This window comes from Mesorhizobium sp. ORS 3428 (assembly GCF_001854785.1).
Classification (GTDB): domain Bacteria; phylum Pseudomonadota; class Alphaproteobacteria; order Rhizobiales; family Rhizobiaceae; genus Mesorhizobium.
The window spans coordinates 1-23,843 of the sequence record NZ_MDFL01000145.1; the positions used below are offsets into that span (position 1 = coordinate 1).

19 protein-coding genes, 1 tRNA gene and 1 pseudogene are annotated in these 23,843 nt (G+C 64.2%); 11 read left to right on the forward strand and 10 right to left on the reverse strand.

Annotation, left to right across the window (positions count from 1 at the left end; translation table 11 throughout):
- Window positions 1-215: Lrp/AsnC ligand binding domain-containing protein (locus ORS3428_RS24685; protein ID WP_131802945.1), on the forward strand; the 215-nt coding region annotated here is incomplete at its 5' end.
- Window positions 216-592: 377 nt separating this feature from the next.
- Entirely contained in the window at window positions 593-2,572 is a 1,980-nt protein-coding gene (locus ORS3428_RS24690; protein WP_071100913.1) for a putative bifunctional diguanylate cyclase/phosphodiesterase, read from the forward strand.
- Window positions 2,573-2,786: 214 nt separating this feature from the next.
- Here ORS3428_RS24690 and ORS3428_RS24695 read toward each other — a convergent pair.
- Window positions 2,787-3,848 (reverse strand): annotated as a pseudogene (locus ORS3428_RS24695) (class I SAM-dependent methyltransferase).
- Between the two features lie 273 nt (window positions 3,849-4,121).
- Between ORS3428_RS24695 and bchE the strand changes: the two are divergent.
- A complete protein-coding gene (bchE, locus tag ORS3428_RS24700; RefSeq protein ID WP_071100914.1) occupies window positions 4,122-5,672 on the forward strand; it encodes a magnesium-protoporphyrin IX monomethyl ester anaerobic oxidative cyclase in 1,551 nt (516 codons plus the stop codon).
- Window positions 5,673-5,696: 24 nt separating this feature from the next.
- Here bchE and argB read toward each other — a convergent pair whose 3' ends face one another.
- Both argB and ORS3428_RS24710 read right to left on the reverse strand, forming a co-directional pair.
- Window positions 5,697-6,590: an acetylglutamate kinase gene (gene argB, locus ORS3428_RS24705; protein WP_071100915.1), complete on the reverse strand. Its 894-nt coding sequence runs from the start codon at window positions 6,588-6,590 to the stop codon at window positions 5,697-5,699.
- A gap of 100 nt (window positions 6,591-6,690) precedes the next feature.
- A complete protein-coding gene (locus tag ORS3428_RS24710) occupies window positions 6,691-8,187 on the reverse strand; it encodes an amidase (protein ID WP_071100916.1) in 1,497 nt (498 codons plus the stop codon).
- A 175-nt stretch (window positions 8,188-8,362) separates the two neighbouring features.
- Between ORS3428_RS24710 and ORS3428_RS24715 the strand changes: the two genes are divergently transcribed.
- The 4 genes from ORS3428_RS24715 to msrB all read left to right on the forward strand — a co-directional run bounded on the left by ORS3428_RS24715 (window position 8,363) and on the right by msrB (window position 11,089).
- Window positions 8,363-8,902, forward strand: coding sequence for a sigma-70 family RNA polymerase sigma factor (locus ORS3428_RS24715; protein ID WP_071100917.1), 540 nt, complete (start codon window positions 8,363-8,365; stop codon window positions 8,900-8,902).
- Window positions 8,899-9,621 carry an anti-sigma factor gene (locus ORS3428_RS24720; protein ID WP_108723170.1) on the forward strand — a complete coding sequence of 241 codons (723 nt, stop codon included), beginning with the start codon at window positions 8,899-8,901 and terminating at the stop codon, window positions 9,619-9,621. The genes ORS3428_RS24715 and ORS3428_RS24720 overlap by 4 nt, the downstream gene beginning before the upstream one ends.
- A 209-nt stretch (window positions 9,622-9,830) precedes the next feature.
- The gene (locus ORS3428_RS24725) at window positions 9,831-10,388 is read left to right on the forward strand and encodes a fasciclin domain-containing protein (protein WP_071100919.1); all 558 of its coding nucleotides are present in this window, start codon (window positions 9,831-9,833) and stop codon (window positions 10,386-10,388) included.
- 197 nt (window positions 10,389-10,585) lie between these two features.
- Window positions 10,586-11,089, forward strand: a complete 504-nt coding sequence (msrB, locus tag ORS3428_RS24730; protein ID WP_071100920.1) for a peptide-methionine (R)-S-oxide reductase MsrB — start codon at window positions 10,586-10,588, stop codon at window positions 11,087-11,089.
- A gap of 133 nt (window positions 11,090-11,222) precedes the next feature.
- Here msrB and ORS3428_RS24735 read toward each other — a convergent pair whose 3' ends face one another.
- Window positions 11,223-12,827 carry a DHA2 family efflux MFS transporter permease subunit gene (locus tag ORS3428_RS24735; RefSeq protein ID WP_071100921.1) on the reverse strand — a complete coding sequence of 535 codons (1,605 nt, stop codon included), beginning with the start codon at window positions 12,825-12,827 and terminating at the stop codon, window positions 11,223-11,225.
- Between the two features lie 50 nt (window positions 12,828-12,877).
- A complete protein-coding gene (locus ORS3428_RS24740) occupies window positions 12,878-14,059 on the reverse strand; it encodes an HlyD family secretion protein (RefSeq protein WP_071100922.1) in 1,182 nt (393 codons plus the stop codon).
- A gap of 135 nt (window positions 14,060-14,194) precedes the next feature.
- On the opposite strand from ORS3428_RS24740, the gene ORS3428_RS24745 reads away from it, so the two are divergent.
- Both ORS3428_RS24745 and ORS3428_RS24750 read left to right on the forward strand, forming a co-directional pair.
- Entirely contained in the window at window positions 14,195-14,893 is a 699-nt protein-coding gene (locus ORS3428_RS24745; protein WP_071100923.1) for a TetR/AcrR family transcriptional regulator, read from the forward strand.
- 539 nt (window positions 14,894-15,432) lie between these two features.
- Window positions 15,433-17,736, forward strand: coding sequence for a DNA translocase FtsK (locus ORS3428_RS24750; protein WP_443136875.1), 2,304 nt, complete (start codon window positions 15,433-15,435; stop codon window positions 17,734-17,736).
- A 118-nt stretch (window positions 17,737-17,854) separates the two neighbouring features.
- Here ORS3428_RS24750 and yihA read toward each other — a convergent pair whose 3' ends face one another.
- The 5 genes from yihA to rpmH all read right to left on the reverse strand — a co-directional run bounded on the left by yihA (window position 17,855) and on the right by rpmH (window position 21,810).
- Window positions 17,855-18,505 (reverse strand): ribosome biogenesis GTP-binding protein YihA/YsxC, encoded by a 651-nt coding sequence (gene yihA / locus ORS3428_RS24755; RefSeq protein ID WP_071100939.1) that lies wholly within the window; start codon window positions 18,503-18,505, stop codon window positions 17,855-17,857.
- Between the two features lie 17 nt (window positions 18,506-18,522).
- Window positions 18,523-19,161, reverse strand: a complete 639-nt coding sequence (locus ORS3428_RS24760; RefSeq protein WP_071100925.1) for a CatB-related O-acetyltransferase — start codon at window positions 19,159-19,161, stop codon at window positions 18,523-18,525.
- 310 nt (window positions 19,162-19,471) lie between these two features.
- A complete protein-coding gene (gene yidC, locus ORS3428_RS24765) occupies window positions 19,472-21,292 on the reverse strand; it encodes a membrane protein insertase YidC (RefSeq protein ID WP_071100926.1) in 1,821 nt (606 codons plus the stop codon).
- Window positions 21,293-21,305: 13 nt separating this feature from the next.
- Window positions 21,306-21,659, reverse strand: coding sequence for a ribonuclease P protein component (gene rnpA / locus ORS3428_RS24770; protein WP_071100927.1), 354 nt, complete (start codon window positions 21,657-21,659; stop codon window positions 21,306-21,308).
- 16 nt (window positions 21,660-21,675) lie between these two features.
- Window positions 21,676-21,810 carry a 50S ribosomal protein L34 gene (rpmH, locus tag ORS3428_RS24775; protein ID WP_008833937.1) on the reverse strand — a complete coding sequence of 45 codons (135 nt, stop codon included), beginning with the start codon at window positions 21,808-21,810 and terminating at the stop codon, window positions 21,676-21,678.
- A gap of 257 nt (window positions 21,811-22,067) precedes the next feature.
- On the opposite strand from rpmH, the gene ORS3428_RS24780 reads away from it, so the two are divergent.
- Both ORS3428_RS24780 and ORS3428_RS24785 read left to right on the forward strand, forming a co-directional pair.
- Window positions 22,068-23,561, forward strand: coding sequence for a sensor histidine kinase (locus ORS3428_RS24780; RefSeq protein WP_071100928.1), 1,494 nt, complete (start codon window positions 22,068-22,070; stop codon window positions 23,559-23,561).
- Between the two features lie 200 nt (window positions 23,562-23,761).
- Window positions 23,762-23,838, forward strand: a tRNA-Arg gene (locus ORS3428_RS24785).
- The last annotated feature ends 5 nt before the right edge of the window (window positions 23,839-23,843 follow it).

Below are 23,843 nucleotides of genomic sequence, written 5' to 3' on the forward strand. Positions count from 1 at the left end.
CAGTGCAGCGCATGGATGAGATCTCGTCCTGCTGGACGATGACCGGCGACCACGATTTCCTGCTGCATGTGATGGTGCCGTCGGTGGACGACCTCAACGCCTTCGTCATGCACCGCCTGATGCGGCTTCCCGGCGTGCGCGACGTCCACACCCAACTCGTCCTGCAAAACATCAAGGGGCCGGGCCACGWGCCGCTCAGCCATCTGCGGCGCTGAGCCGGAGTCGCTGCTAGTTCTCAGCGACGAATCTGAAAACAGGGACAGTTCCGGGCGGTTTGCCGGGTATCAAGGCAAATTCAAGTGCGCGCAATGTTGAGCAGTGACATGTCCGGAGATGGCGCGGCAGCCATAGCGTTGCGCGCTTCTCCTCTCTCGAGCCCGGGAGTCTGGCCCGGCATGTCCGGCGCCCGGCTCGTTGCATGAATTGCGTACCGGATGGCCCTCCTGTGACGGTTCGTGCGATCCGTTTACCGCCGGTTAGCAACATTAGTGTCTTATTATGGATCAGGCTTGCCTTCGTCCTTTCGCGGGGACTTGACGGAATTCGCTCGCTCGAACCGCTCATGCGCAGGACGATCGCCAAGGAGCGTTGCATGCAACTGACGGAGGATGTGGCTCAAAAGGTCACCGAAGCGATTTCACGCCCGCCGTGGAAATCGGCGGATCCGATGCTTTTCGCGCTGCTCCTGCAGAAAAAGGCGGATYAGAATCGCAGGGTTGTCCGCTGGGGCATAGCGGGCGCCGTATTGAGCTATATGGCCTACGGCGCCTTCGACTGGTTCCTCTTTCCGGACGTTGCGGATCGTGTCGTACTGACGCGCGTGACGCTTGGATTTGTCTTCCTTRCGCTTGTCGAAATCGTCGCTCGACGCGGCTTCAGCCTCACCACTCYGCACTACGTTGCAGCCTTCGCGATCGTGACGGGCGCAATCGGATGGCTACTGTCGGCGCTCGGGACAACGCATCAGGAAGCGCTTTCCCATTTCATAGTCTTCGGCACCGTGTTTATTCTCGGGGCCAACCTTTTCTTCAATTTCCGGCTATGGCTCTCAGCGCTGTCGTCCGCGACCGTGACAGTCGCCTTCGTTAGCGCCACGCTGTTCTTCCTCCWGGCCGACTTTGCCACCCGCCTGGTGCTTTCAACCTATTTTGCGAACTGCCTGGTCCTGTCGCTCTATCTTTCGTGGCGCCTCAGCATGGAGCGGTTCCAGACCTTCCTGCATGCGCTTCAGGCGCAGATCCAGGAGCAGGTCGCTGTCGAGAACGGTCAAAAGCTCATCGAGATCGCGGACACGGATCCGCTCACCGGGCTCAAGAACCGCAGGGCGATCACACGGGAATTCGCGGAGTTGTGCAAGGAATGGGGCAGGGACAATGACGAAATAGGCGTCATCCTCATGGATGTGGACTATTTCAAGCGGTTCAACGACCGGCTCGGCCATCAGGCCGGAGACGACTGCCTTATCGAACTTGCCCGTACGTTCGACGAGACCGCGGCTGTCAACAATGCCATCRCGGGACGTTACGGCGGCGAGGAATTCGTCGTGCTGTGCAAGGTCGCCGGACGAGACCATCTCCGCGAGATAACCCATCAATTCTGCAGGGCCGTCGAGAAGTTGAAAATCTCCCACCCTGACCGGGACGACAAACTCAACATCGTCACGATCAGCGCCGGCGCCTCGTTGACGCGCGCCGATCAGAGCATAGAACTTCGCATCCTGCTGCAGGAGGCTGACCGCGCGCTCTATGCGTCCAAGTTCTCGGGCCGCGCGACCCTCACGATCTATGACGCGCAGGCCGTCGACCAGAAGCGGGCCAGCCAGAATCTTTCGGAGCTGCTCAAGCACGCTGTTTCGGAGGGACTTGTTTCAGTCGTCTATCARCCGATCCGCGACGCGGCCTCCGGCCAGGTGCTCGGCCATGAGTCGCTGATGCGACTGCGCGACTTCGACGGCAGCGTGATCAGCCCGTCCGTGTTCATACCCGTCGCCGAGYAGACTGGCGGGATCGAGGAGCTCGGACTGTGGCTGATCGATCGGGCCTGCGCCGACATGGTCGAGCATGGATTGGGGGCGGTCGTGTCGGCGAACGTGTCGGTCGTTCAGCTCAAGGCTCCAAATTTCCCGCTGCATATCACCGAGATCCTCGGCCGGCACGGCATGGCGCCTCAGAAGCTGGCGCTCGAGGTCACTGAGGGCAGCGATATTTCCCTCGAGGCGCAGGCCGCCAGAAGCATCGAGCAGCTTCGAGCCCTGGGCGTTCAAATCTGGCTGGAWGATTTCGGAACCGGATTTGYGGGTCTCGCCTGRCTGCGTCGCTTCAAGTTCGACGTCGTCAAGATCGATCGGAGTTTCTTGCACGATTGCCAGACGGTTCGCGGCCTGAGCCTGCTGCAGGACATGGTCAGGCTTCTGYGCAATTTGGGCCACTCGGTGCTTGTCGAGGGCGTCGAGACGAAAGAGCAGCAGAATTTGCTGCAGCACATGGGCATTCAGTCGATCCAGGGCTTCCTCACCGGGCGTCCCGTTCMGATCGAACAGATCGAGCGCACCAGGCAGGAACTCGTCGCCTAGCACGTGTCCCCAAATCCACGCCAAGTTTTGGGGAAGGAATGCATCAAAACAAAGATTTACAGCGCATCGCCTGAATCCGGTTCAGGCGACGCGCTTTGGAGCAATTTCCGGGATATGCCGAACGGCACTATCGCAGCATACGCGCTCCATCCAAAAATCGGGCCACTGTCCGGCCCGACCRCAAATCGAAATGGATTGGTGAGGCTACTATCGCCTACGCCTGCCTTCCGAGATCCGCACGCTTGCGGATCCAGCCGTAAACGATGTTCCTGTTTGATCCGTAATAGACTTCGGCGTCAACGCGGTTCTTGTCCACCGCGGCATTGATGATGTCCCACATATCGCTGGCCGAACGCAGGATGAGCGGCCAGTCCATGAAGGTCTCCATATACCCGTCGGTGGTGATCTCGTCGCTGAAGTTGGCAAAGAGGAATTCGCCGTCCGGCTTGACCAGTTCCATGGCCCGCTGAAGCAGGCGCGCGCCGACCGGGAGCGGCAGATAGTCGTACAGGCCGGACGCATAGACGAGATCGAATGTGCCAAGCGGGTAGGCGCGCCGCAAAAGGCCGCGCACGGACCCGTCCACGGCCTCCACTACGGTACCGGCGAGGTCTCGATTGACCGTGCCGACGCTCATCGGGTCCTGGTCAAGACCGATCCAGCGCTTCAATCTTTTCCCGGCAAGGGCCTCCGAGAGCTCGGCTTCCCGCAGGTGGCCGCAGGCGATTGCCAGCACTTCCGCATTCTCCACCCGCGCCGCCGTTTCGTCGACGGTCTTGGCCAGTACGGCGCGACGTTCGCGCCCCGCCACCGAACTTGCCGCGTCGCTCGTATAAGCAAAGATCTCGCGGCCAAGCTCGCTCGATGAAGCGACGATCTCGTWKGCSSTCKKMTGCTTGWAAWARAWRWCCAGCAGCGTCGCGTCGCCCGAATAGCCGCGCGGCTTTTCGAAGGACCAGCGCGTGAACGGATCCTGTTTCAGGTAGCTCGCCACGCGGTGCTGCTGAGCAATCGGAATCAGCTCCTGCCACAGAGCGGGGGCGACATCGCGGCGCAATTCATGCAATCGCCCCGCCAAGCGTTCGACGATTTGTCCCGCTGGATCATTCCGCACAAAGCCCTGGTAGGCCAGGTCCAGCACGAGAGCGAGTTGGGCAGTTCTCGCCCTGAGCTCGACAGCGTCGASCGTCTCCGCGGACGCCGCCTTGTGCTTCTTGATCAACGTTGATGTAATGAGGCTTGCTTCATCAAGTTTCAGGTCAGGCTTAAGCGCCATATGGGCATTCCTTTTGGTTTCCCAGCAATGATTATAGATGGATAGAGTTTTAATAAAAGTTTAGGCGAAAGTGTATTAGAGATCGCTAAGATATCGCTTTAATGATTTGCGGAAGACCTCGACGCCTACGTTATGCGGCGGCTTCCCGGCATGCGCGACGGGAACGGCGCGCCCGTCAAATCTGTGTGAAAGCTGCGCCGAAACTGCTGAACCGCGCCAAGGCGTATTCGACATCGGCGGCTAGCACCGGCGGACCGGCAAGGAGGTCCGCCCATGAACATCGTCCTGATCAACCTGCCTCACACGRCCATCGGCAGCCGTGTGCCCGACGATCATCTGCCGCCTCTCGGCCTGCTGGCGATCGGCGGTCCGCTGCTCGATGCCGGCCACCGGGTGCGCCTGGTCGATGCCGAATTCGGCCCTATGCCGCTTTCGACGCTGGTCGACGAAGGCCTGGCCGGCGATCCGGATCTCGTCCTTATCGGCCATTCCGGCTCGACCTCGGCGCATCCGACGGCCTTGCGGATCGCGCAAATGTTGAAGGCCCGCGCGCCCGGGGTCATCATCGTGTATGGCGGCGTCTTCCCGACCTATCACTGGCGCGACATCCTGGCCAAAACCGAGGCCTTCGACTTCATTGTGCGCGGCGAGGGCGAGGCGACCGCGGTGGCACTGGTCGAGGCGCTGGAAAGGCGCCGGCCTGCGTCAGGCGTCGCCGGAATAGCCTATCGCGACGATCTCGGCCGGCCCTTGGCCACCCGGGCCGCGATGACGATTGCCGACCTCGACGCGTATCGCGTCGGCTGGGAGCTGATCGACCATCGCCGCTACAGCTATTGGGGCGGCAAGCGCGCGGTGGTCATGCAGTTCTCACGCGGCTGCCCGCATCTGTGCAACTATTGCGGCCAGCGCGGCTTTTGGACCCGCTGGCGGCATCGCGATCCGGTCAGCTTCGCCAAGGAGATCGCCTGGCTGCATCGCGAACACGGCGTCGAGCTGGTCAACCTGGCGGACGAGAATCCGACCTCCTCGAAGAAAGCCTGGCGTGCCTTTCTGGAGGCCATGATCGCGCAGAACGTGCCTGTGCTTATCGTCGGTTCGACTCGTGCCGACGACATCGTGCGCGATGCCGATATCCTGCATCTTTAWCGCAAGGCGGGCGTCATCCGCTGGCTGCTCGGCATGGAGAACACCGATGAGGCCACACTTTCATTGATCCGCAAGGGCGGCAGCACGGCGTCCGACCGCGAGGCGATCCGGCTGCTTCGCCAGCACGGCATCCTGTCGATGGCGACCTGGGTCGCCGGTTTCGAGGACGAGGRCCTCGGCGATCTCTGGCGCGGCTTTCGCCAGCTCATCGCCTACGATCCCGACCAGATCCAGGCGCTTTATGTGACGCCGCATCGCTGGACGCCTTTCTTCCGCATCGCCAAGGACCGCAAGGTCATCCAGCGGGACGTCCGCCTCTGGGACTACAAGCACCAGGTGCTGCATATGACCCGGCTGAAACCCTGGATGCTGTTCTTCGCCGTCAAGCTGATCGAGCTTGCGGTGCAGTCGCGGCCAAAGGCACTGGCGCRCATTCTCTTTCATCCCGATCCCGAGCAGCGGCATTCGATGCGCTGGTACACGAAGATGGGGCGGCGCGTCTGGTTTCGCGAGGTCTGGGGTTTCCTGGTCCGCGACCGCCCCGTGAAAGACGGACCGACGCTTGCCGATTTCTGGGGCGAGCCGCAGGACGCCGAAGAGAATTCGATGATTTTTCAGCGCCCGCCGCGCAGGCCGGCCGTCCCTGCCATCGAAGGGCGTCAGGCATTTGGATAGAAAATGTTAGCCGGATTCCGATCTTTACGGCACGATCAGCGTGCCGGCGCCGTGTTCGGTGAAGAGCTCGAGCAGCACCGAATGCGGCGTCTTGCCGTTGAGGATGACGACGCCCTCGACGCCGCGCTCGATCGCCTCGATGCAGGTCTCGACCTTCGGGATCATGCCGCCCGACACCGTGCCGTCCTTGATCAGCGCCTTGGCCTCGGCCACCGTCAGCTCGTCGATCAGCTTCTTGTTCTTGTCGAGCACGCCGGGAACGTCGGTGAGGAAGAGCAGGCGCGAGGCGCGGCAGGCGCCGGCAATGGCGCCGGCGAAAGTGTCGGCGTTGATGTTGTAAGTGTGGCCGTCGCGGCCGGGCGCCACCGGCGCCAGCACCGGGATCATCTCCGAGCGCGCGAGCAGGTCGAGCAGCGTGCGGTCGACCTCGACCGRCTCGCCGACGAAGCCGAGATCGAGCACCCGCTCGATGTTGGAATCCGGATCGACCATGGTCTTGCGCGCCYTTTCGGCGAACACCATGTTGCCGTCCTTGCCGCACAGCCCGATCGCCCATTCGCCCTCGGCGTTGATCAGCGCCACGATTTCCTTGTTGATCGAGCCGGCCAGCACCATCTCGACAATCTCGACCGTCTTCTGGTCGGTGACGCGCAGGCCGCCCTCGAACTTGGATTCGATGCCCATCTTGTTGAGCATGGCGCCGATCTGCGGCCCGCCGCCGTGAACGACGATCGGGTTGACGCCGGACTGTTTCAGCAGCGCGATGTCGCGGGCGAAGGCCTTACCCAGAGTGTTGTCGCCCATGGCATGGCCGCCATACTTCACCACCACGGTCTTGTTCTCGTAGCGCTGCATGTAGGGCAGCGCTCTGGAAAGCAGCGCGGCCTGCATTTCGGCGGTGGCGGCGATGTCCGTCATCAGTGCGTTCCCCAAGCGGCAAGGATCGCGGCCTCTTAGCGGGAATTGCCGCCGGTCGCAAACGGCTTTGCGGTCACAATAGCGAAATCGTGCTTGGTCTCTAAGCGGGTATCTTGAGCGGCGCGCGCCGCTTCAGCCATCCGGAAAGCTTCTCCATCTGCGCGGCGAGCGACAAAAGCGTCTCCTCGTCGCCCGGCCGCCCGGCGGCCTGGATGCCGAGCGGCAAGCCGCCCGCCGTGACATGAACCGGCAGCGCGATCGAGGGCTGGCCGCTGACATTGTGGATCGCTGGCCAGGGAGTGAACCAAAGGCTCTTGTCCATCAGCTGCCCGAAAAAGGATTTGTTCCTGAGCAGTCCCGTGAGCTGTAATTTGTCGAGCAGGTTCTCGATGAGCTCGTCCGCGCCCTTCGGATCCATGGAACCACAGGCGAGCGGCGGGTGGGCGATGATCGGCATCAGCACGGCATCGAAGCGCGCGGTTTCCCCAATCATCTGCCGCGCGGTGGCGTTAAGCCGCTGCACCGCGTCATAGACCTCGCCGGCGGACAGCAATTCGCCGAGGCGGCCTAGCACGCGTGTCGCGCGCTCGACCTCGCCGGTGACCGGATGGCCGACGCGTTGCGCCTCGGCGCGCATCATGCCTGCAACGGCGGAGGCGACGCTCCGGCAGAAATCGGCGATGAAATCGCGGCCGATATAGGGCAGGTCGATCTCTTCCACCGTGTGCCCGCCCTCGCGCGCCAGCGCCACCGCCGCGTCCAGCGCTTGCAGCGTTTCGACCGAGATCGGCAGGCCAAGGGGCGACTTGCGGTAGACGGCGAGGCCGAGCTTGCCCGGATCGCGCGCCGCGGCGGCCGCAAAGGAGCCCCTCGGCGGCGGCGCCGCATAGGGCGAAAGCGGATCGGCGCCGTGCGTCAGGTCGAGCAGGAGCGCGGTGTCGCGCACCGAGCGGCTGACCGCGTGGTCGACGACCATGCCGTACCAGCTTTCGCTGGTGAGCGGCGTCAGCGGCACCCTCCCGCGCGAGGTCTTCAATCCGACCAGCCCGCTGCAGGCCGAGGGCACGCGGATCGAGCCGCCGCCGTCGGAGGCGTGCGCCGCCGGCACCACACCCGCCGCGACCAGCGCCGCCGATCCGCCCGACGAGCCGCCGGTGGTGTGGCCTGTATTCCAGGGGTTGCGTGTGATGCCGAAGCGCACCGATTCCGTCATCAGCCGCAGCCCGTGCTCGGGCGACGTGCTGGTGGCGATCGGGATCAGGCCGGCGGCCAGATAGCGTTCGACCATCACCGAGTTGAAATCGGCGGTGAAGGCGGGAATGCGGCTGCCGCCATGGATCGGCACGCCCTTGATGCCGATGCCGAGATCCTTGAGCGCGAAGGGCACGCCGGCGAGCGGCAGCTTGCGGTCGATCGCCTTCGCCCGCACCCTGGCGGTGTCATAGAGCGGCGTGGCTATGGCATTGATATCGGGCCGTGTCGCCTCGGCGCGCCCGATCGCCGCGTCGACCAGCTCCTGCGGCGAGACTTCCCCCTTGTGCACGAGCCCGGYAAGGCCGGTCGCATCCTGTTCCCAAAGCACGCGTTCGATCGACATCGCCGTCCTCTCTTTTGCCGAAGGCTATCGCACGAATCTGCAAATCGAAATCGCGATTAGTTTCCTCGACCTGCTATTCAGCAAGATGACCGGATGTGCTGACGTTGCGGAAACCGTTGGTGGACAACACCGCCAGYGCCGTTGCAAATAGATCGCAATCTTCTAATTTGCCTGCATGGGGCCRCAGGACATCAGCAAACTGATCGTCCGGACTTCGATGAAGGACCGGGCTGCGTTCGATCTGCTCTACAARCAGACAAGTGGGAAACTTTTCGGCGTCTGCCTTCGTGTCTTGAGGGACAGGGGAGACGCGGAAGARGCGCTGCAGGAGGTCTTCGTCAAGATCTGGACGAAGGCGGATCGTTTCGCCGTTTCCGATCTGAGCCCGATTTCCTGGCTGGTGGCCATTGCGCGCAACCATGCGATCGACCGCATCAGGGCGCGKCGCGTTCCTTCCGCCGACATCGATGCAGCCCTCGACGTTGCCGATCCGACGCCGGGGCCCGAGGCCATGGCTGTCGCGGGCGGCGAGACCGAACGCATCCACCATTGCCTCGACGAATTGGAGAAAGACCGGGCCGCGGCGGTCCGGGGCGCCTATCTGAACGGCGAAAGCTATGCCGAACTGGCGGAGCGCCACAAGGTTCCGCTGAATACGATGCGGACTWGGCTGCGGCGAAGCCTGCTCAAGCTTAGAGAATGTCTGGAAAGATGACGCTGGGAGAAGACAACGGACCGGAACGCGGAGGCGACGACCTGCTCGCTGCCGAATACGTTCTCGGCGTTCTGACAGCCGACGAACGCCGGATCGCCTCCCGCCGCATCGACACAGAACCGGACTTCGCTCGCCTGGTCGACACCTGGGAGGCGCACTTTGCGCCTATGGCGGGCGCCTATGCCGCGGTCGAGCCCCCGATCTCGGTGAAGGCAGCGATTGACCGGCGCCTGTTTGCCTCGTCCGCGGCCACCTCTGCCGAGCCGCGCGCCGGCCTGTGGTCGAGCCTTGCCTTCTGGCGCGGCCTCGCAGTCGCCGCGATTGCCGCCTTGGCCGTCTATGTCGCGTTGCCCTTGATCAATCCGCCGGCGCCGCGGCCCGAGACCAGGCTGGTCGCCTCGCTCGCCGCCGAAAACAGCAATGTCAAATATCTCGCCGTCTATGACGCGGCCCGCCGCGAGGTCGGCCTCTCGCTCGTTTCCGGCGAGCGCGCCGCCGGCAAGGACTTCGAGCTGTGGATGATCGAGGGCAAGAACGCGCCGGTCTCCATGGGCGTCATCCCGGCCGGGCAGACCGCGCGCATGGCCGTCTCGCCGGCCGTCCAGCAGAAGCTGGCGCAAGGCGCCGTGCTCGCCGTCAGCCTCGAGCCGGCCGGCGGCTCGCCGACCGGCCAGCCGACCGGCCCCGTCGTCGCCGCGGGCGACCTGAAGGGCATCTGATCGTTCTCGCCCGAAACGGCCCCGTGAGGGCGCCGCAGGTCTATCTCCCTATATGCGCACCTGGGATTTTCCTGCACCGGAGAATGATGCGGCTCGAATTCGACTGCCGAACAAAAATCCTGGGCGGCGCGCGAAACTAAGTTTTTTCACGTCCGTATCTCTTCGCGTTCCCAACGACGGGAAAAAACCAGCCCGAGGAGACTGACACCATGCGTAAACTCGCCACCCTTTTGCTCGCCTCAACCATCGGCCTTTCCGCGCTCGGCGCCGTTGCCTATGCCGCCAATCCGATGGTCGGCGGCGCGCCGATGTATGCGAAGAAGAACATCRTCGAGAATGCCGTCAATTCGAAGGACCACACGACGCTGGTCGCAGCCGTCAAGGCCGCCGGCCTGGTCGACACGCTGCAGGGCGCCGGTCCGTTCACCGTCTTCGCRCCCACCAACGAGGCGTTTGCCGCGCTGCCGGCCGGCACGGTCGAAACGCTGCTCAAGCCGGAAAACAAGGACAAGCTGACCAAGATACTCACCTGCCACGTCATCRCCGCCAGGGCGCTTGCCGCCGACGTCGCCAAGATGGCCAAGGCCGACGGCGGCGCGCATCAGGTCAAGACAGTCGGCGGCTGCGCGCTGACACTGAAGTCGCAGAAGGGCAAGGTCACGGTGACCGACGAAAACGGCAACGTCGCCCATGTCACGATCGCCGACGTGCGCCAGTCGAACGGCGTCATCCATGTCGTCGACAAGGTTCTTCTGCCGAAGATGTAACAAAGCGGGTGCGGCCGGCGAAATGAGGTTTGTCCCCGCCGGCCGCACGGTCTCCCTCCCGCGATCCGTGCTGTCGACAAGCGCCGCTCCGCATCGCCAGGGCTTGGGTCGATGCGGGGTGGCGCAGGCGGGCCGTCACCGGCTTTTGATTTTCCGGCGGCGCCACAGTTTGTAAGATCACGTCAGGAGGAACGGTCATGAACCGTCGCGAAATTCTCTGGAGCGGTGCCGCCGTCACCGCACTGATCCTCGGCACCGGAGCGGCGTTGCGCATGGGGGGCACCAAGCCGGCGCTCGCCGGCGAAACCTTCGAGGTCACCAAGACCGACGCCGAGTGGCATGCCATTCTTTCGGACGCCGCCTTCGACGTGCTGCGCAAGCAGGGCACCGAATATCCGGGCACCAGCCCGCTGCTCAACGAGCATCGCAAGGGCATCTTCGCCTGCGCCGGCTGCGACCTGCCGGTCTATCCGTCGGAGACCAAGTTCGATTCCGGCACCGGCTGGCCGAGCTTCTGGCAGGAGATCCCCAACGCCATCGGCAAGACCGAGGACCGCTCGCTCGGCATGATCCGCACCGAGGTGCATTGCCGGCGCTGCGGCGGCCATCTCGGCCATGTCTTCGACGACGGCCCGCCGCCCACCGGGCTGCGCCACTGCATCAACGGCGTGGCGCTGAGCTTCAAGCCGGCAGCGGCCTGAGCGATCTTTCTGTGCTTGCCGCCATCGGGCACAGGCACGCAATGCCTTCGATCTTTCCCGAAAAAATGACCCCGAAAATCGTTGCCGATTTCCGGGGTCGCGTTGAGGACGCCAGGCGGGGGTTCCGGCTTCCTCAATGGCCTCCGCCGCCACCGCCGCCTTGCTCGGCCGGCTTGTTGATGAACAGCACGAACAGCCCGAGCGTGGCGAACAGYGCCGTCAGCATGAAGAACACGTCCATGAAGGACAGCAGCGATGCCTGCTGGTGCACCATGCCCGACAGTTTCGAGATCGCGGCGTTGCCCGCGTCGAGGCCGGCGGTCTGCTGGAAGTTCAGCGTCATGTTCTGCAGCTTGGCCTGGGCGGCCTGGCTTCCCCATTCCACATGCTCGGAGAGGCGTGCATAGTGGAAGGCGTTACGGTCGATCAGTACCGTGTTGATGATTGCCAAGCCGACGGCGCCGCCGAGGTTGCGGGTCAGGTTGAACAGGCCCGACGCATTCTTCAGCCGCTCCGGCGGCAGTGTGCCGAGCGCGATGTTGTTGATCGGCACCATGCACAGCATCATCGAGCAGCCGCGCAGGATCTGCGGGATGAGCAACTCGTAGAAATCCCAGTCGGCGGTCAGATGCGTCATCCACCACGTACCGGTGGCGAAGCCGAAGAAGCCGATCATCATCATCAGCCTCAGGTCCATCTTGCGCGACAGGATGCCGGAGATGGGCGCGGTGAAGAACATCGCCAGGCCGGAGACGAACAGCGCCTCGCCGATCATCATCGAATCGTAGCCGCGGATGCGCCCCAGGAACACCGGATAGAGATAGGTGAGCCCATAGAGGCCGATGCCGATGACGAAGGAGAACATCGAGCCGAAGGCGAAGTTGACGTTGCTGAAGGCGCGAAGGTCGACGATCGGCTCCTCGGCGGTGAAGACGCGCCAGAAGAACWCCACCGCGCCGATGGTCATGATGATGGCGCAGATGAACACCGCCTGRTCCTGCAGCCAGTCATTGTTCGGGCCTTCCTCCARCACATATTCCATGCAGCCGAGGAAGGCGGCCATGCCGGCCAGTCCCCACCAGTCGAACTTGCTGAACAGCTTCAGGTTCGGCTTGTCGAAATCGATCAGCGACCAGGCGGCCGTCGTCACCAGTATGCCCGGCACAACATTGACCAGGAACAGCCAGTGCCAGGACATGGCGTGGCTGATGTAGCCGCCGACGGTCGGGCCGATGGTCGGGGCAAGCGTCGCCACCAGGCCGATCATCGGCGAAACGACGGCGCGGCGCGAGGGCGGGAAGATGGTGAAGGCGGCCGCAAAGACGCTCGGGATCATGCCGCCACCGATGAAGCCCTGGATGGCGCGGTAGACGATCATCTGGTCGATGTTGGTCGCCGTCGCGGCGAGCGCGCTGGCCGCGGTGAAGCCGGCGGCGGCGATCGTGAACAGGACGCGYGTCGACAGCATCCGGCTGAGGAAGCCGGACAGCGGGATCATCACCACTTCGGCGATCAGGTAGGCGGTCTGCACCCACGGAATCTCGTCGGAGCTGGCGCTGAGGCCAGCCTGGATTTCGGCAAGCGATGCCGAGACGATCTGGATGTCGAGGATCGCCATGAACATGCCGAACACCATCGCCAGGAAGGCGATGACGCGGCGGGCCGGCATATGGTCGGCGCTCGCGGCGGCCGCCGGCCGTGCCGGCGCCGATCCTGCGGTAATGGTTGCGGTTGCCATGACATGGCCTCCTGGAAAAAGCGGGGGCGGCGGCTGGGCCGCTCCTGTGCCTAGTTCGTCGCGGCAGGCGCGGTGCGGCTATCGGCGGCGACGACGACGCTCAGGCCCGCGCGCAGCTTGCCGGTCTTCAAGACATCGGCCGGCACGTCGATGCGCACGGGCACGCGCTGCACCACCTTGGTGAAGTTGCCGGTGGCGTTTTCCGGCGGCAGCAGCGAGAACACCGCCCCCGAGGCCGGCGCCAGCGACGACACCTTGCCCTCGAAGGTCTGGCCGTCGATCGCGTYGACGGTGATGCGGACCTTCTCGCCGGGCAGCAGCCGGCCAAGCTGCGTCTCCTTGAAGTTTCCGACGATGTAGAGCTTGTCCATCGGCACCACGACGGCGAGCTTCTGGCCGGGGCTGACGAGGTCGCCCTGCTCGACCGAGCGGTTGCCGACGACGCCGTCATAGGGCGCCTTGAGCACGGTGAAGGACAGGTCGCGCTGCGCCTTGTCGCGCGTGAGCTGCAGCGAGGCGAGCGTGCTGGCCTGCTCCGCCCGCTGGGCTTCCAGCACGCCGATATTGGCTTGCGCCGCGGTGATCTGCGCATCCGCACCGGCAAGCGCTGCCTTGGCCTGGTCGAGCGCCGTCTGGGCGTCGTCCAGCTGGGCCTGCGTGCCGACATGGGTCTTGAGCAATTGCGCGGCGCGTTCCTGGGCGCGTTGGGCATTGTCGGCGGCGGCCTGGTCGGCGGTCTTCTGCGCCTCGGCCTGCGCCAGCGAGGCGTGCGCGGCCTTGGTCTGGGCGTCGATGCGGTCGAGCGTCTTCGACAGCGTRGCGATCTGCGCCTYGGCCTGGGCGACCGCGATCTTGTAGTCGCCGTCATCGATGATGAACAGCGGATCACCGGCCTTGACGTGCTGGTTCTCGCTCACCAGGACCTTGTCGACATAGCCGGATATTTTCGGCGACACGAACGACATGTCGGCCTGGACATAGGCATCGTCGGTGGAGATCATGAACCGGCCGTCGGYCCAGTAGTTGTAACCGTACCAGGAACCGGCGCCGAGGAGGCCGAGCCCGATGATCGGCAGAAGGAGCGAGCGGACCGAACGCTTCTTCTTGGCCGGGGCTTCGACAGGCGCCGCGGGAGCGGGTTGAACGGGCACTTCCGGGGCTTCGGTCGACGGTTGGACCTTGGCGTTGGGAAACGTGCGGACTTCAGCGGTGGCGGACGCGTTCGAAGACATGATAATCTCTCTGGGGTAAGTCAGTCATACTGAACCGTTCGGTTCGAATTGGTGATTGACATAGCGCGGAAAGAGGCCCATATCAAGAGCAAATCGAACCGCGTGGTTCGAAATATTTCGTGAGGTGTGACTTTAATGGTCGAAACGACAGGCGATAGCGATCTGCTCGACCTGCGCAAAGGCCGTCCGGCGGCGGGACAGGATCCGGTCAAGCGGGCCCAGATCATCGAAGGCGCGCGCCGCGTCTTCATTGACAAGGGCTTCGAGGCCGCCTCGATGAACGACATCACGCGCGAGGCCGGCGTCTCGAAGGGCACCATCTACGTCTATTTCGCCAACAAGGAAGAGCTGTTCGAGGCTCTCATCGAGGAAGAGCGCGGCACCATCTTCAAGAACATGTATGATGTTCTGGATCATGCTGACGACCTGCGCGAGACGCTGGTGAAGTTCGGCAAGGTGCTCGTCATGAAGATCACCTCGGCCAAGGTCATCCAGGCGCAGCGCACGGTGATCGGCGCGTCAGACCGGATTCCCGAGCTTGGCGCGCGCTTTTACGAACGCGGCCCGAAGCGCGGCCACGACAAGTTCGTGGTCTTCCTCAACGCCGCCATCGAACGCGGCCTGCTTGCAATCGACGACGTCGACCTCGCCGCCTACCAGTTCACGGACCTTTGCCTCGCCGGCCTGTTCCGCCAGTGCATCTTTTCCTATCGCAGCAAGGCGCCGACGCAGGCCGAGATCGACCATGTCGTGCGCTCCGGTGTGAACGTCTTCATCAAGGCCTACGGCACCGCGACGCTTGCCGCCGAGGAGCAGGCGTCGACGTCGGCCTGACCTAGGCGCCTGCCACGTCGTCACCCCCGGGCGGGCAAGGAGCGAAGCGACGCGGCGCAGACTCCAGGATTGATCTCACTGCAGCTCAGAAATCCGAAACGCTGGCGGGACAGCACCCCCTCTGTCCTGCCGGACATCTCGCCCGCAAGGGGGAGATTTGGCAGCTTAGGCGCCGCCTCCTTCTTTCGAAGTCGACAATTTGCGAAAGCCGCCCGACATCTAATCTCCACGCTTGCGGGGGAGATGGCCGGCAGGCCAGAGGGGGTGCGAAGGAACGCGGCGCTCTTCCAGCTTGACCATCGGTCAGTCTCTTCGCGGAGCTTGTCGGAAGGTCTTGTTAACCATCAGTTCCTATGTCTCGGGACAGGTTTGTTCGACGAGTCTCGAGTATGACATCCATGCGTTTTCCCCGTGCCAATCTTTCCGGTGCTTCCGGCTACGGCAACRACGACTACACTCGTCCGGAGGAGGCTCGGCATCCTGGCGCGGCCCCGGTGCCGCAGGGGCAAACGGGGCAGGTCGTTACGCTGCGAGCTCCGATGGAAAGCGAGTCGAACGCCRCCTCGTTCGATTCGGTCGGCGGTGGTGAGTTCAGCCGTCCGGCCTGGCAGCAATATTTCTTCCTCGCGCCGAATGTGCGTTTCACGCGCACGCCGGATTCCGACAAGCGGCCTGCACCACAGCCGGATGAAGCGCCGGCCAGGACGGCGGCTCCCCAAGGCGATTCCACACGCCCCGCACCGCCGGCGCCTGCGGCGGCCAATCCGGTCCGGYCGATCCCTGCTGCAGCTCCTGCCGCGCCGCGGCGGGCCGGCGCCACGCCGCCGGCCGACGCCACAACCCCGGTGCAGGCTGCCGCTACCGCGCAGAAGCAGAACCCGCCGAAGTTCCGCTGGTCCTATCTTTCCGATGACGCGTTTTTCGAATTCAGCATGCCCTTGCTCGCCGAGCGCCTGGCGCGCGCACGCCTGAACGATCCGCCGCGGCCCGTCGCTCCCGCGCCGGCGCATGTCGTGGGAGCACAGCCGAGCCGTCCCGCCTCCATCGGCGAAGCAACGTCCTTCTACCGCGTCATCGAATGGCGCGCGAATGGGCTGGCCGCAAGCCCTGCCTCGGTTACGGCGCCGACCGTCACGCCCGCCGCCCGACCCGCGACAGGGGAGCCCGCCCCGGCGGATATCGAACCGCCGCAAGCGGCAGCCGCGGCACCGGGTTCCGAGGCAAGGAGTGCCCGGGCCGCAAGGCCCATGCCCTCCCTGCCCGTCGCCGGCAAGGTCGCGCCGCCCTCCGCCACTGCCGGCTACGAGCTTCCTTCGGAGGAACTGCTGCAGTTGCCCCCGGAAGGCCAGGGCTTCTACATGTCGCAGGAGCGGATGGAACAGAATGCCGACCTRCTCGAAAGCGTGCTGGAAGATTTCGGCGTCAAGGGCGAGATCATCCACGTCCGGCCGGGTCCGGTCGTCACGCTTTACGAGTTCGAACCGGCTCCGGGCGTGAAATCCAGCCGTGTGATCGGATTGGCCGACGACATCGCCCGCTCCATGTCGGCCATCTCGGCGCGCGTCGCCGTCGTGCCGGGCCGCAAYGTCATCGGCATCGAGCTGCCCAACGAAACGCGTGAGACTGTCTATTTCCGGGAACTGACCGAATCGGCCGGCTTCCGCAACACGTCCTGCAAGCTGGCGCTGGGCCTCGGCAAGACGATCGGCGGCGAGCCGGTCATCGCCGACCTGGCCAAGATGCCGCATCTGCTGGTTGCCGGCACCACCGGCTCCGGCAAGTCGGTCGCCATCAACACCATGATATTGTCGCTGCTCTACCGGATGAAGCCGGAGGAATGCCGCCTCATCATGGTCGACCCCAAGATGCTGGAACTGTCCGTCTATGACGGCATCCCGCATCTGCTGACACCCGTCGTCACCGATTCCAAGAAGGCTGTCACCGCGCTGAAATGGGCGGTGCGCGAGATGGAGGACCGCTATCGCAAGATGGCGCGCCTCGGCGTGCGCAACATCGACGGCTACAACCAGCGCGCCGCGACAGCCCGCGACAAGGGCGAGACCGTCGTCATGCAGGTGCAGGTCGGCTTCGAGAAGGGCACGGGCGAGCCGCTGTTCGAGGAGCAGGAGATCGACCTCGCGCCGATGCCCTACATCGTCATCATCGTCGRCGAGATGGCCGACCTGATGATGGTGGCCGGCAAGGAGATCGAGGGTGCCATCCAGCGGCTGGCGCAGATGGCGCGCGCCGCCGGCATCCACCTGATCATGGCCACGCAGCGCCCGTCGGTCGACGTCATCACCGGCACCATCAAGGCGAATTTCCCCACGCGCATCTCCTTCCAGGTGACCTCGAAGATCGACAGCCGCACGATCCTCGGCGAGCAGGGCGCCGAGCAGCTGCTCGGTCAGGGCGACATGCTGCATATGGCCGGCGGCGGACGCATCGCGCGCGTGCACGGCCCCTTCGTCTCCGACCTGGAGGTGGAACACGTCGTGGCGCATCTGAAGGCGCAGGGACGCCCGGAATATCTCGATACGGTGACCGCCGACGAGGAAGAGGAAGAAGAGGAAGCCGACACCGGTCCGGTCTTCGACAAGGGCTCCGTCGACGCCGAGGATGGCGACGCGCTCTACGAGGAAGCCGTCAAGGTGGTCAAGCGCGACAAGAAATGCTCGACCTCCTATATCCAGCGCCGCCTCGGCATCGGCTACAACCGCGCCGCATCGCTGGTGGAGCGCATGGAGAAGGAAGGCCTGGTCGGTGCCCCCAACCATGTCGGCAAGCGCGAGATCCTAGCTGGCCGGCGCGACCATGCGCCGGAACGTGACGAGACGGATTGAGTGGGGCGCCAGCGCCGGCAATCTCCTCTCCCCTCGGGGAGAGGTCAGYCGAGCGAAGCGGAGGCTGGGTGAGGGGGAGCGCCACACGCGCCTGCCCCGCTTCAAGACGAGAGCGGCCTCAGCCGCCGCTCGCCACCAGCGCGATTGCCGCGCGCAGCTCGTCCAGGCCGGCGCTCTTTTCCGATGACGTCGCCAACACGGCCGGGAACGCCGCCGGCCGTTTCTTGATCTTGGCCAATGTTTCCTCGATCAGCTTCGGCACGCCGGCCGCCTTGATCTTGTCTGTCTTGGTCAGCACCACCTGGTAGGACACCGCCGCCTTGTCGAGCAGCGACAGCACTTCCTCGTCCTTGGCCTTGATGCCGTGGCGAGCGTCGATCAGCACATAGACGCGCTTCAGCGTCACGCGCCCTTGCAGATATTCGAAGATCAGTTTCGTCCAGGCGTCGACCTTGTCCTTCGGCGCGCTGGCGTAGCCGTAGCCCGGCATGTCGACCAGCGCCATCGGCGGCAGGTCGGCGCCCTCGCCGGAGAACCCGTCCGGCACGAAATAGTTGAGCTCTTGCGTCCGCCCTGGTGTGTTGGAGGTGCGCGCCAGGCCTTTCTGGCCGACCAGCGCGTTGATCAGCGACGACTTGCCGACATTGGAGCGGCCGGCAAAGGCGATCTCCGGCGGCCCCTCCGGCGGCAGGAACTTCATCGACGGCACGCCGCGAATGAAGATCCACCCGCGGGTGAACAGTTCCGGACTTATTGCAGTTTCGCTCATGGTCTTGTCCGGCGCGTTCAAACCGCGGCCTCCAGTCTGGAAATGTCGGCGCCGCGGATGGCGTTGAGGTTGCGGCTGATCTTGTCGACCGRCCAGTCCCACCAAGCCGCTTTCAGAAGCCGCCGCACCGTGAACTCGTCGAAGCGCATTTTTACCACCCTGGCCGCATTGCCCGCGACGATCGCATAGGGCGGCACGTCGTGCGTGACAACTGATTTCGCGGCGACRATCGCGCCATGGCCGATCTTGATGCCGGGCATGATCACCGCGTCCATGCCGATCCAGACGTCGTTGCTCACGATCGTGTCGCCGCGGATCTCCTTCGACCAGGTCTCCTGGTCGAAACCTTCCTCCCAACCATGGCCGAAGATGTTGAACGGATAGGTCGAGAAGCCGGACAGCGCATGGTTGGCGCCGTTCATGATGAAGCGCGCCCCCTCGGCTATGGCGCAGAACTTGCCGATGACGAGTTTGTCGCCGATGAAGGGGTAATGGTGCAGCACGCATTTCTCGGCGAATTTGTCCGGCCCTTCCGGGTCGTCATAATAGGAGAAATCGCCGATCTCGATGTTCGGCGCATTGACCAGCGGCCTCAGAAAGCCGACGCGCGGATGCATCGCAATGGGATGCTTGATGTTGGGATTGGGTCCGGTCATGGGCTGGCTCCGTCCACCCTTGCAGAGACGGCAGCTTATATGGACACGCGCCGGCGCGGTCTACCCGCGGCCGGGGCCCCGTCGCGGGACCCCGGCCTGCCGGACAGCCTCCCAAGCACCGGCGTCGCTGCGCCGGAAGCCATCCGGCTCGTTGGGGAGGACCGGATAGCTACGAGGCAGGCCGCGCCGGAGTTTCGCGAACAAATGCGAATCCCAGGGTGCGAGGTTTCCGTCCGGCACGTCGAAGCACAGCCATCAACAAAAAACCCCGGACGGGCCGGGGCTTTTTTCGTTTCAGGTCTGGCGCCGGCTATTCCGCCGGCGATGGTTTCTTGCGGAACATCGCCGCCAGATTGTCCCACAATTCGATCTTGGCGCCCTGGCGCTTCATGATCACGCCCTGCTGCAGGATCGAGAGAAGGTTGTTCCAGGCCCAGTAGATGACGAGGCCGGCAGGGAAGCTGCCCATCATGAAGGTGAAGATCACCGGCATCCAGGTGAACACCGCGGCCTGCGTCGGGTCTGGCGGCGCCGGGTTCATGCGCATCTGCAGGAACATGGTGATGCCCATGACGACCGCCCAGGCGCCCATATGCGGCAGGAAAGCCGGCGGGGCGAAAGGCAGCAGGCCGAACAGGTTGAAGATCGACGTCGGATCGGGCGCCGCAAGGTCATGGATCCAGCCGAAGAACGGCGMGTGCCGCATCTCGATGGTGATGTAGAGCACCTTATAGAGCGAGAAGAAGACCGGGATCTGCAGCGCAACGGGCCAGCAGCCGGCCAGCGGATTGATCTTCTCGGTCTTGTAGAGCTCCATCATCGCCTGCTGCTGCTTCATCTTGTCGTCCGCGTATTTCTCGCGGATCTCCAGCATCTTCGGCTRCACCTTCTTCATGTTCGCCATCGACRCATAGGACTTGTTGGCGAGCGGGAAGAAGACGGCTTTGACGAGGACGGTGGTGGCGAGGATCGCCAGCCCAAAATTGCCGAAGAATTTGTACAGCGTGTCGATCAGCCAGAACATCGGCTTGGTGATGAAGTGGAACCAGCCCCAGTCGATCAGCAGGTCGAAGCGCTTGATGTGGCGGTCTTCCTCGTAGGCATTGATCTTGGCGACTTCCTTGGCGCCGGCGAAGACCTCGGTCTCGACGGTCGCCGACTGGCCGGCCGCGACATTGATCGGGTCGGTCAGGAAGTCGGACTGATAACGGTGGCGGCCATCCTCGAAATAGGCATAGCGCGGCTGGAACGGCTGCTTTTCGGTCGGCACCAGCGTCACCGCCCAGTATTTGTCGGTGATGCCGAGCCAGCCGTCGGTCGACTTGCCCGGCTGGTACTGCTTGTCCTTCTCGACCGCCGCGTATTTGTGCTCCTGCAGGCCTTCGCTGCCGGTATAGCCGATCRGGCCCTCATGCAGCACATAGGTGCTGGCAACGGTCGGCTTATCGTAGCGGGTGACGCGGCCGTAGTTGAACAGCGAGACGGGGGCGCTGCCCGAATTCTGCACGGTGTCGGAGACCGTGAACATATAGTCGCTGTCGACCGAGAAGGTGCGCTTGAAGGTCAGGCCCTTGTCGTTGGTGTAGGTGAGCGTCACCGGTGTCGTCGGCGTCAGCGTCGGGTTGCCCTCGACGCTCCACACCGTGTCCGCGCCCGGTACCGCTCCGGTCTTGTCGTTGCCGACGAAGCCGATCTCGGCGAAATAGCCAGTGGGCAGCGACGAGGGGTTGAGCAGCTGGATTTCGGGCGAGTTCTTGTCGACCGTCTCGGTGTAGTGCTTGAGCTTCAGGTCGTCGAGGCGCGCGCCGGTGAGGTTGATCGAGCCTTCCAGGCTCGGCGTGTCGATCTTGACGCGCTTCGACGCTGCAATCGCCTGGTCGCGGCTGGCCGCTGTCACGGTCTCGCCGCCCGGCGCGTTGGGAATGGTGCCCGGCGCCGGAGCCTGCGTGCCTGCCGCGCCGGAATTGGCGGCGCCGCCCGCTTCCTTCTTCTGCGCTTCGGCGCGCTGCTGCTCGATACGGGCCTGCTCGCGCTGCTGCTCCATGCGCGGGTTCATGTAGAACACCTGCCACAGCGTCAGGATCAGCACCGACAGCGCGATGGTGATGAAGAAATTCCGGTTGTTTTCCATCGAAAGCCTTGGCCTATCGTGTTCCGCGCAGCCGGCGGGAAAGTTCGGCCTTCAGCTGGCCGAACGGAATGGCAAGCACGTCTTCGCGCCCGACGATGACATAGTCATTGCCAGGCGCCATGTCATCGGCGGCATGCGTGCGCACGGCTTCCCTGAGCCGCCGCCGGACGCGGTTGCGCACCACGGCGTTGCCGATCTTCTTGGTGACAGTATAGCCGACGCGTGGCGCACCATCGTCGCCACGGTCGAGAACCTCGACGAGAAAAAGCCGCCCGCGGCGCTTTTCGCCGCCGCGCACAGCCAGGAAATCCGCGCGTTTCAGAAGCCGCCCGGGAGTTTGTCCCTTTGGCTTGCCGGTTGCGGGCAACGATCTCGTCTTTCGTTCAGGCGCTGAGCCGCTTGCGGCCGCGGTTGCGGCGGGCGGCAACGACGCCGCGACCACCCTTGGTGGCCATGCGGGCGCGGAAACCGTGCCGGCGCTTGCGGACGAGTTTGGACGGTTGGTAGGTACGCTTCATTTGTTTTAATACCGCGGCGTGCGGCCCTTCTTGATTCTGTCACTCTGTAACAGGAGCTTTGYCGGGCCGGTTTTAGGCGCGATYGAAACCGCGCCGGGACGAATGGCCCGAGCGTGAGCGGGCTTATAGAAAGAAGGTTTTTGGAAGTCAATCCGGGCCCGCCGCGGGGCATTTTTTCACGCGGCCGGGGACGAAATTGGCAAAAAAGCCGCAAATCGCATAACCTTGTCCGATCAAGCCTTCGTGAAGACTGCGTCATGACGAATGAAGTCCTGTCCACGGATGAAAAGGCACGCCCGGCCGCGGTGAGTTCGCCGCGCCGGGTGCCGCTGTCGCGCGGCCTGTCGACGAAGCTGCTCTTCCTCACCATCGTCTTCGTGCTGCTCGCCGAAGTCCTGATCTTCCTGCCTTGGATCGCCAGCTACCGTGTGAGCTGGCTGAAGGAGCGGCTGAGCACGGCCGCCGCAGTGTCGATCGTCTTGTTGCAGGGCGAGCCCAATTCGCTGTCGCACACCGCCCAGAACGACGTGCTGATGGCGATCGGCGCCAAGGCGATCGCGGTCCGCGACGGCGGCGTCTCGCGGCTGCTTGTCGTGGCCGACATGCCGCCGCAGGTCGACAAGCATATCGACATCGCCAATGTCGGGCTGGTCAGCGGCATGACCGGCGCGCTGGACACGCTGTTCTTCGGTGGCAAGCGCATGCTGCGCGTCTTCGGCCCGGTCGGCGAGAGCGACAAGGAATTCGAGCTGATCATGCCGGACCGCAGCCTGCGCGATGCGATGCTGCGCTATTCGCGCAACGTCGCCGTCGTCTCGCTGCTGATCTCGCTCGTCACCGCCATGCTYGTCTACGCGGCGATCGACCTCATCATGATCGGCCCGATCCGCACCATGACGCGCTCGATCCTGTCTTTCTCCGAAGCGCCCGACGACCCCGGTCGCATCATCCGCCCCGCCGATCGCGCCGACGAGATCGGCGTTGCCGAACGCGAGCTGTCGCAGATGCAGGAGCGGCTGCAGAAGATGCTCACGGAGCAGAAGCATCTCGCCGACCTCGGGCTCGCCGTGTCGAAGATCAACCACGACATGCGCAACATCCTCGCCTCCGCGCAGCTGATGTCGGACCGCCTGCGCCAGGTGAAGGACCCGACCGTGCAGGCCTTCGCGCCGAAGCTTTTGCGCGCGCTCGACCGCGCTGTCGCCTATTCGGAAGGCGTGCTCGCCTATGGCCGCACGCAGGAGCCGGCACCCTCGCGCCGCCGCCTCAGGCTGCGCCAGCTCGTCGACGACGTGCACGGATTGCTCGACATCGAGGAAGGCATCGAGTTCATCAATGCCGTCGATCACGCCTTCGAGGTCGACGCGGATTCCGACCAGCTCTTCCGCGTGCTCAGCAATCTCTGCCGCAACGCGGTTCAGGCGATGGCCGCCGATACGGAGAGCGCAGTGGTGCGCCGGCTGGCCGTCTCGGCCGAGCGCCAGGGCAGCGTCAGCCGCATCACCGTCACCGACACCGGCCCCGGCCTGCCGCCCAAGGCGCGCGAGAACCTGTTCGCGGCCTTCCGCGGCTCGGCGCGCAGCGGCGGAACCGGCCTTGGCCTGGCGATCGCCTATGAGCTGATCCGCGCCCATGGCGGCACGGTCGAGCTGGTCGAATCGATCGGCGGCCGCACGGTCTTCGCCGTCACCATCCCCGACCAGCCGGTGCGGCTCGACCAGGCGCGTGGAAATTTGCGCCGACCGGCCTGATCGCGCGGTTATAGCAAGGCGGCTCCCATGAGGGATTCCGCGGTAAGGAGCCCGGCCGGAAGGTCTGCCTGAAACACCTGCGACAAAACTTTTGCCGGATCGGCTTGCTTTTCCGAAATTCAGTCGTTAGGGAACACTCCACATTTCGCGGCCGGTCGCCTCGACCAGGTCGCGGGGCCATGTTGCACACGRCCTGATGCGCGCCCGTAGCTCAGCTGGATAGAGCACCAGACTACGAATCTGGGGGTCAGGAGTTCGAATCTCTTCGGGCGCGCCATTCAT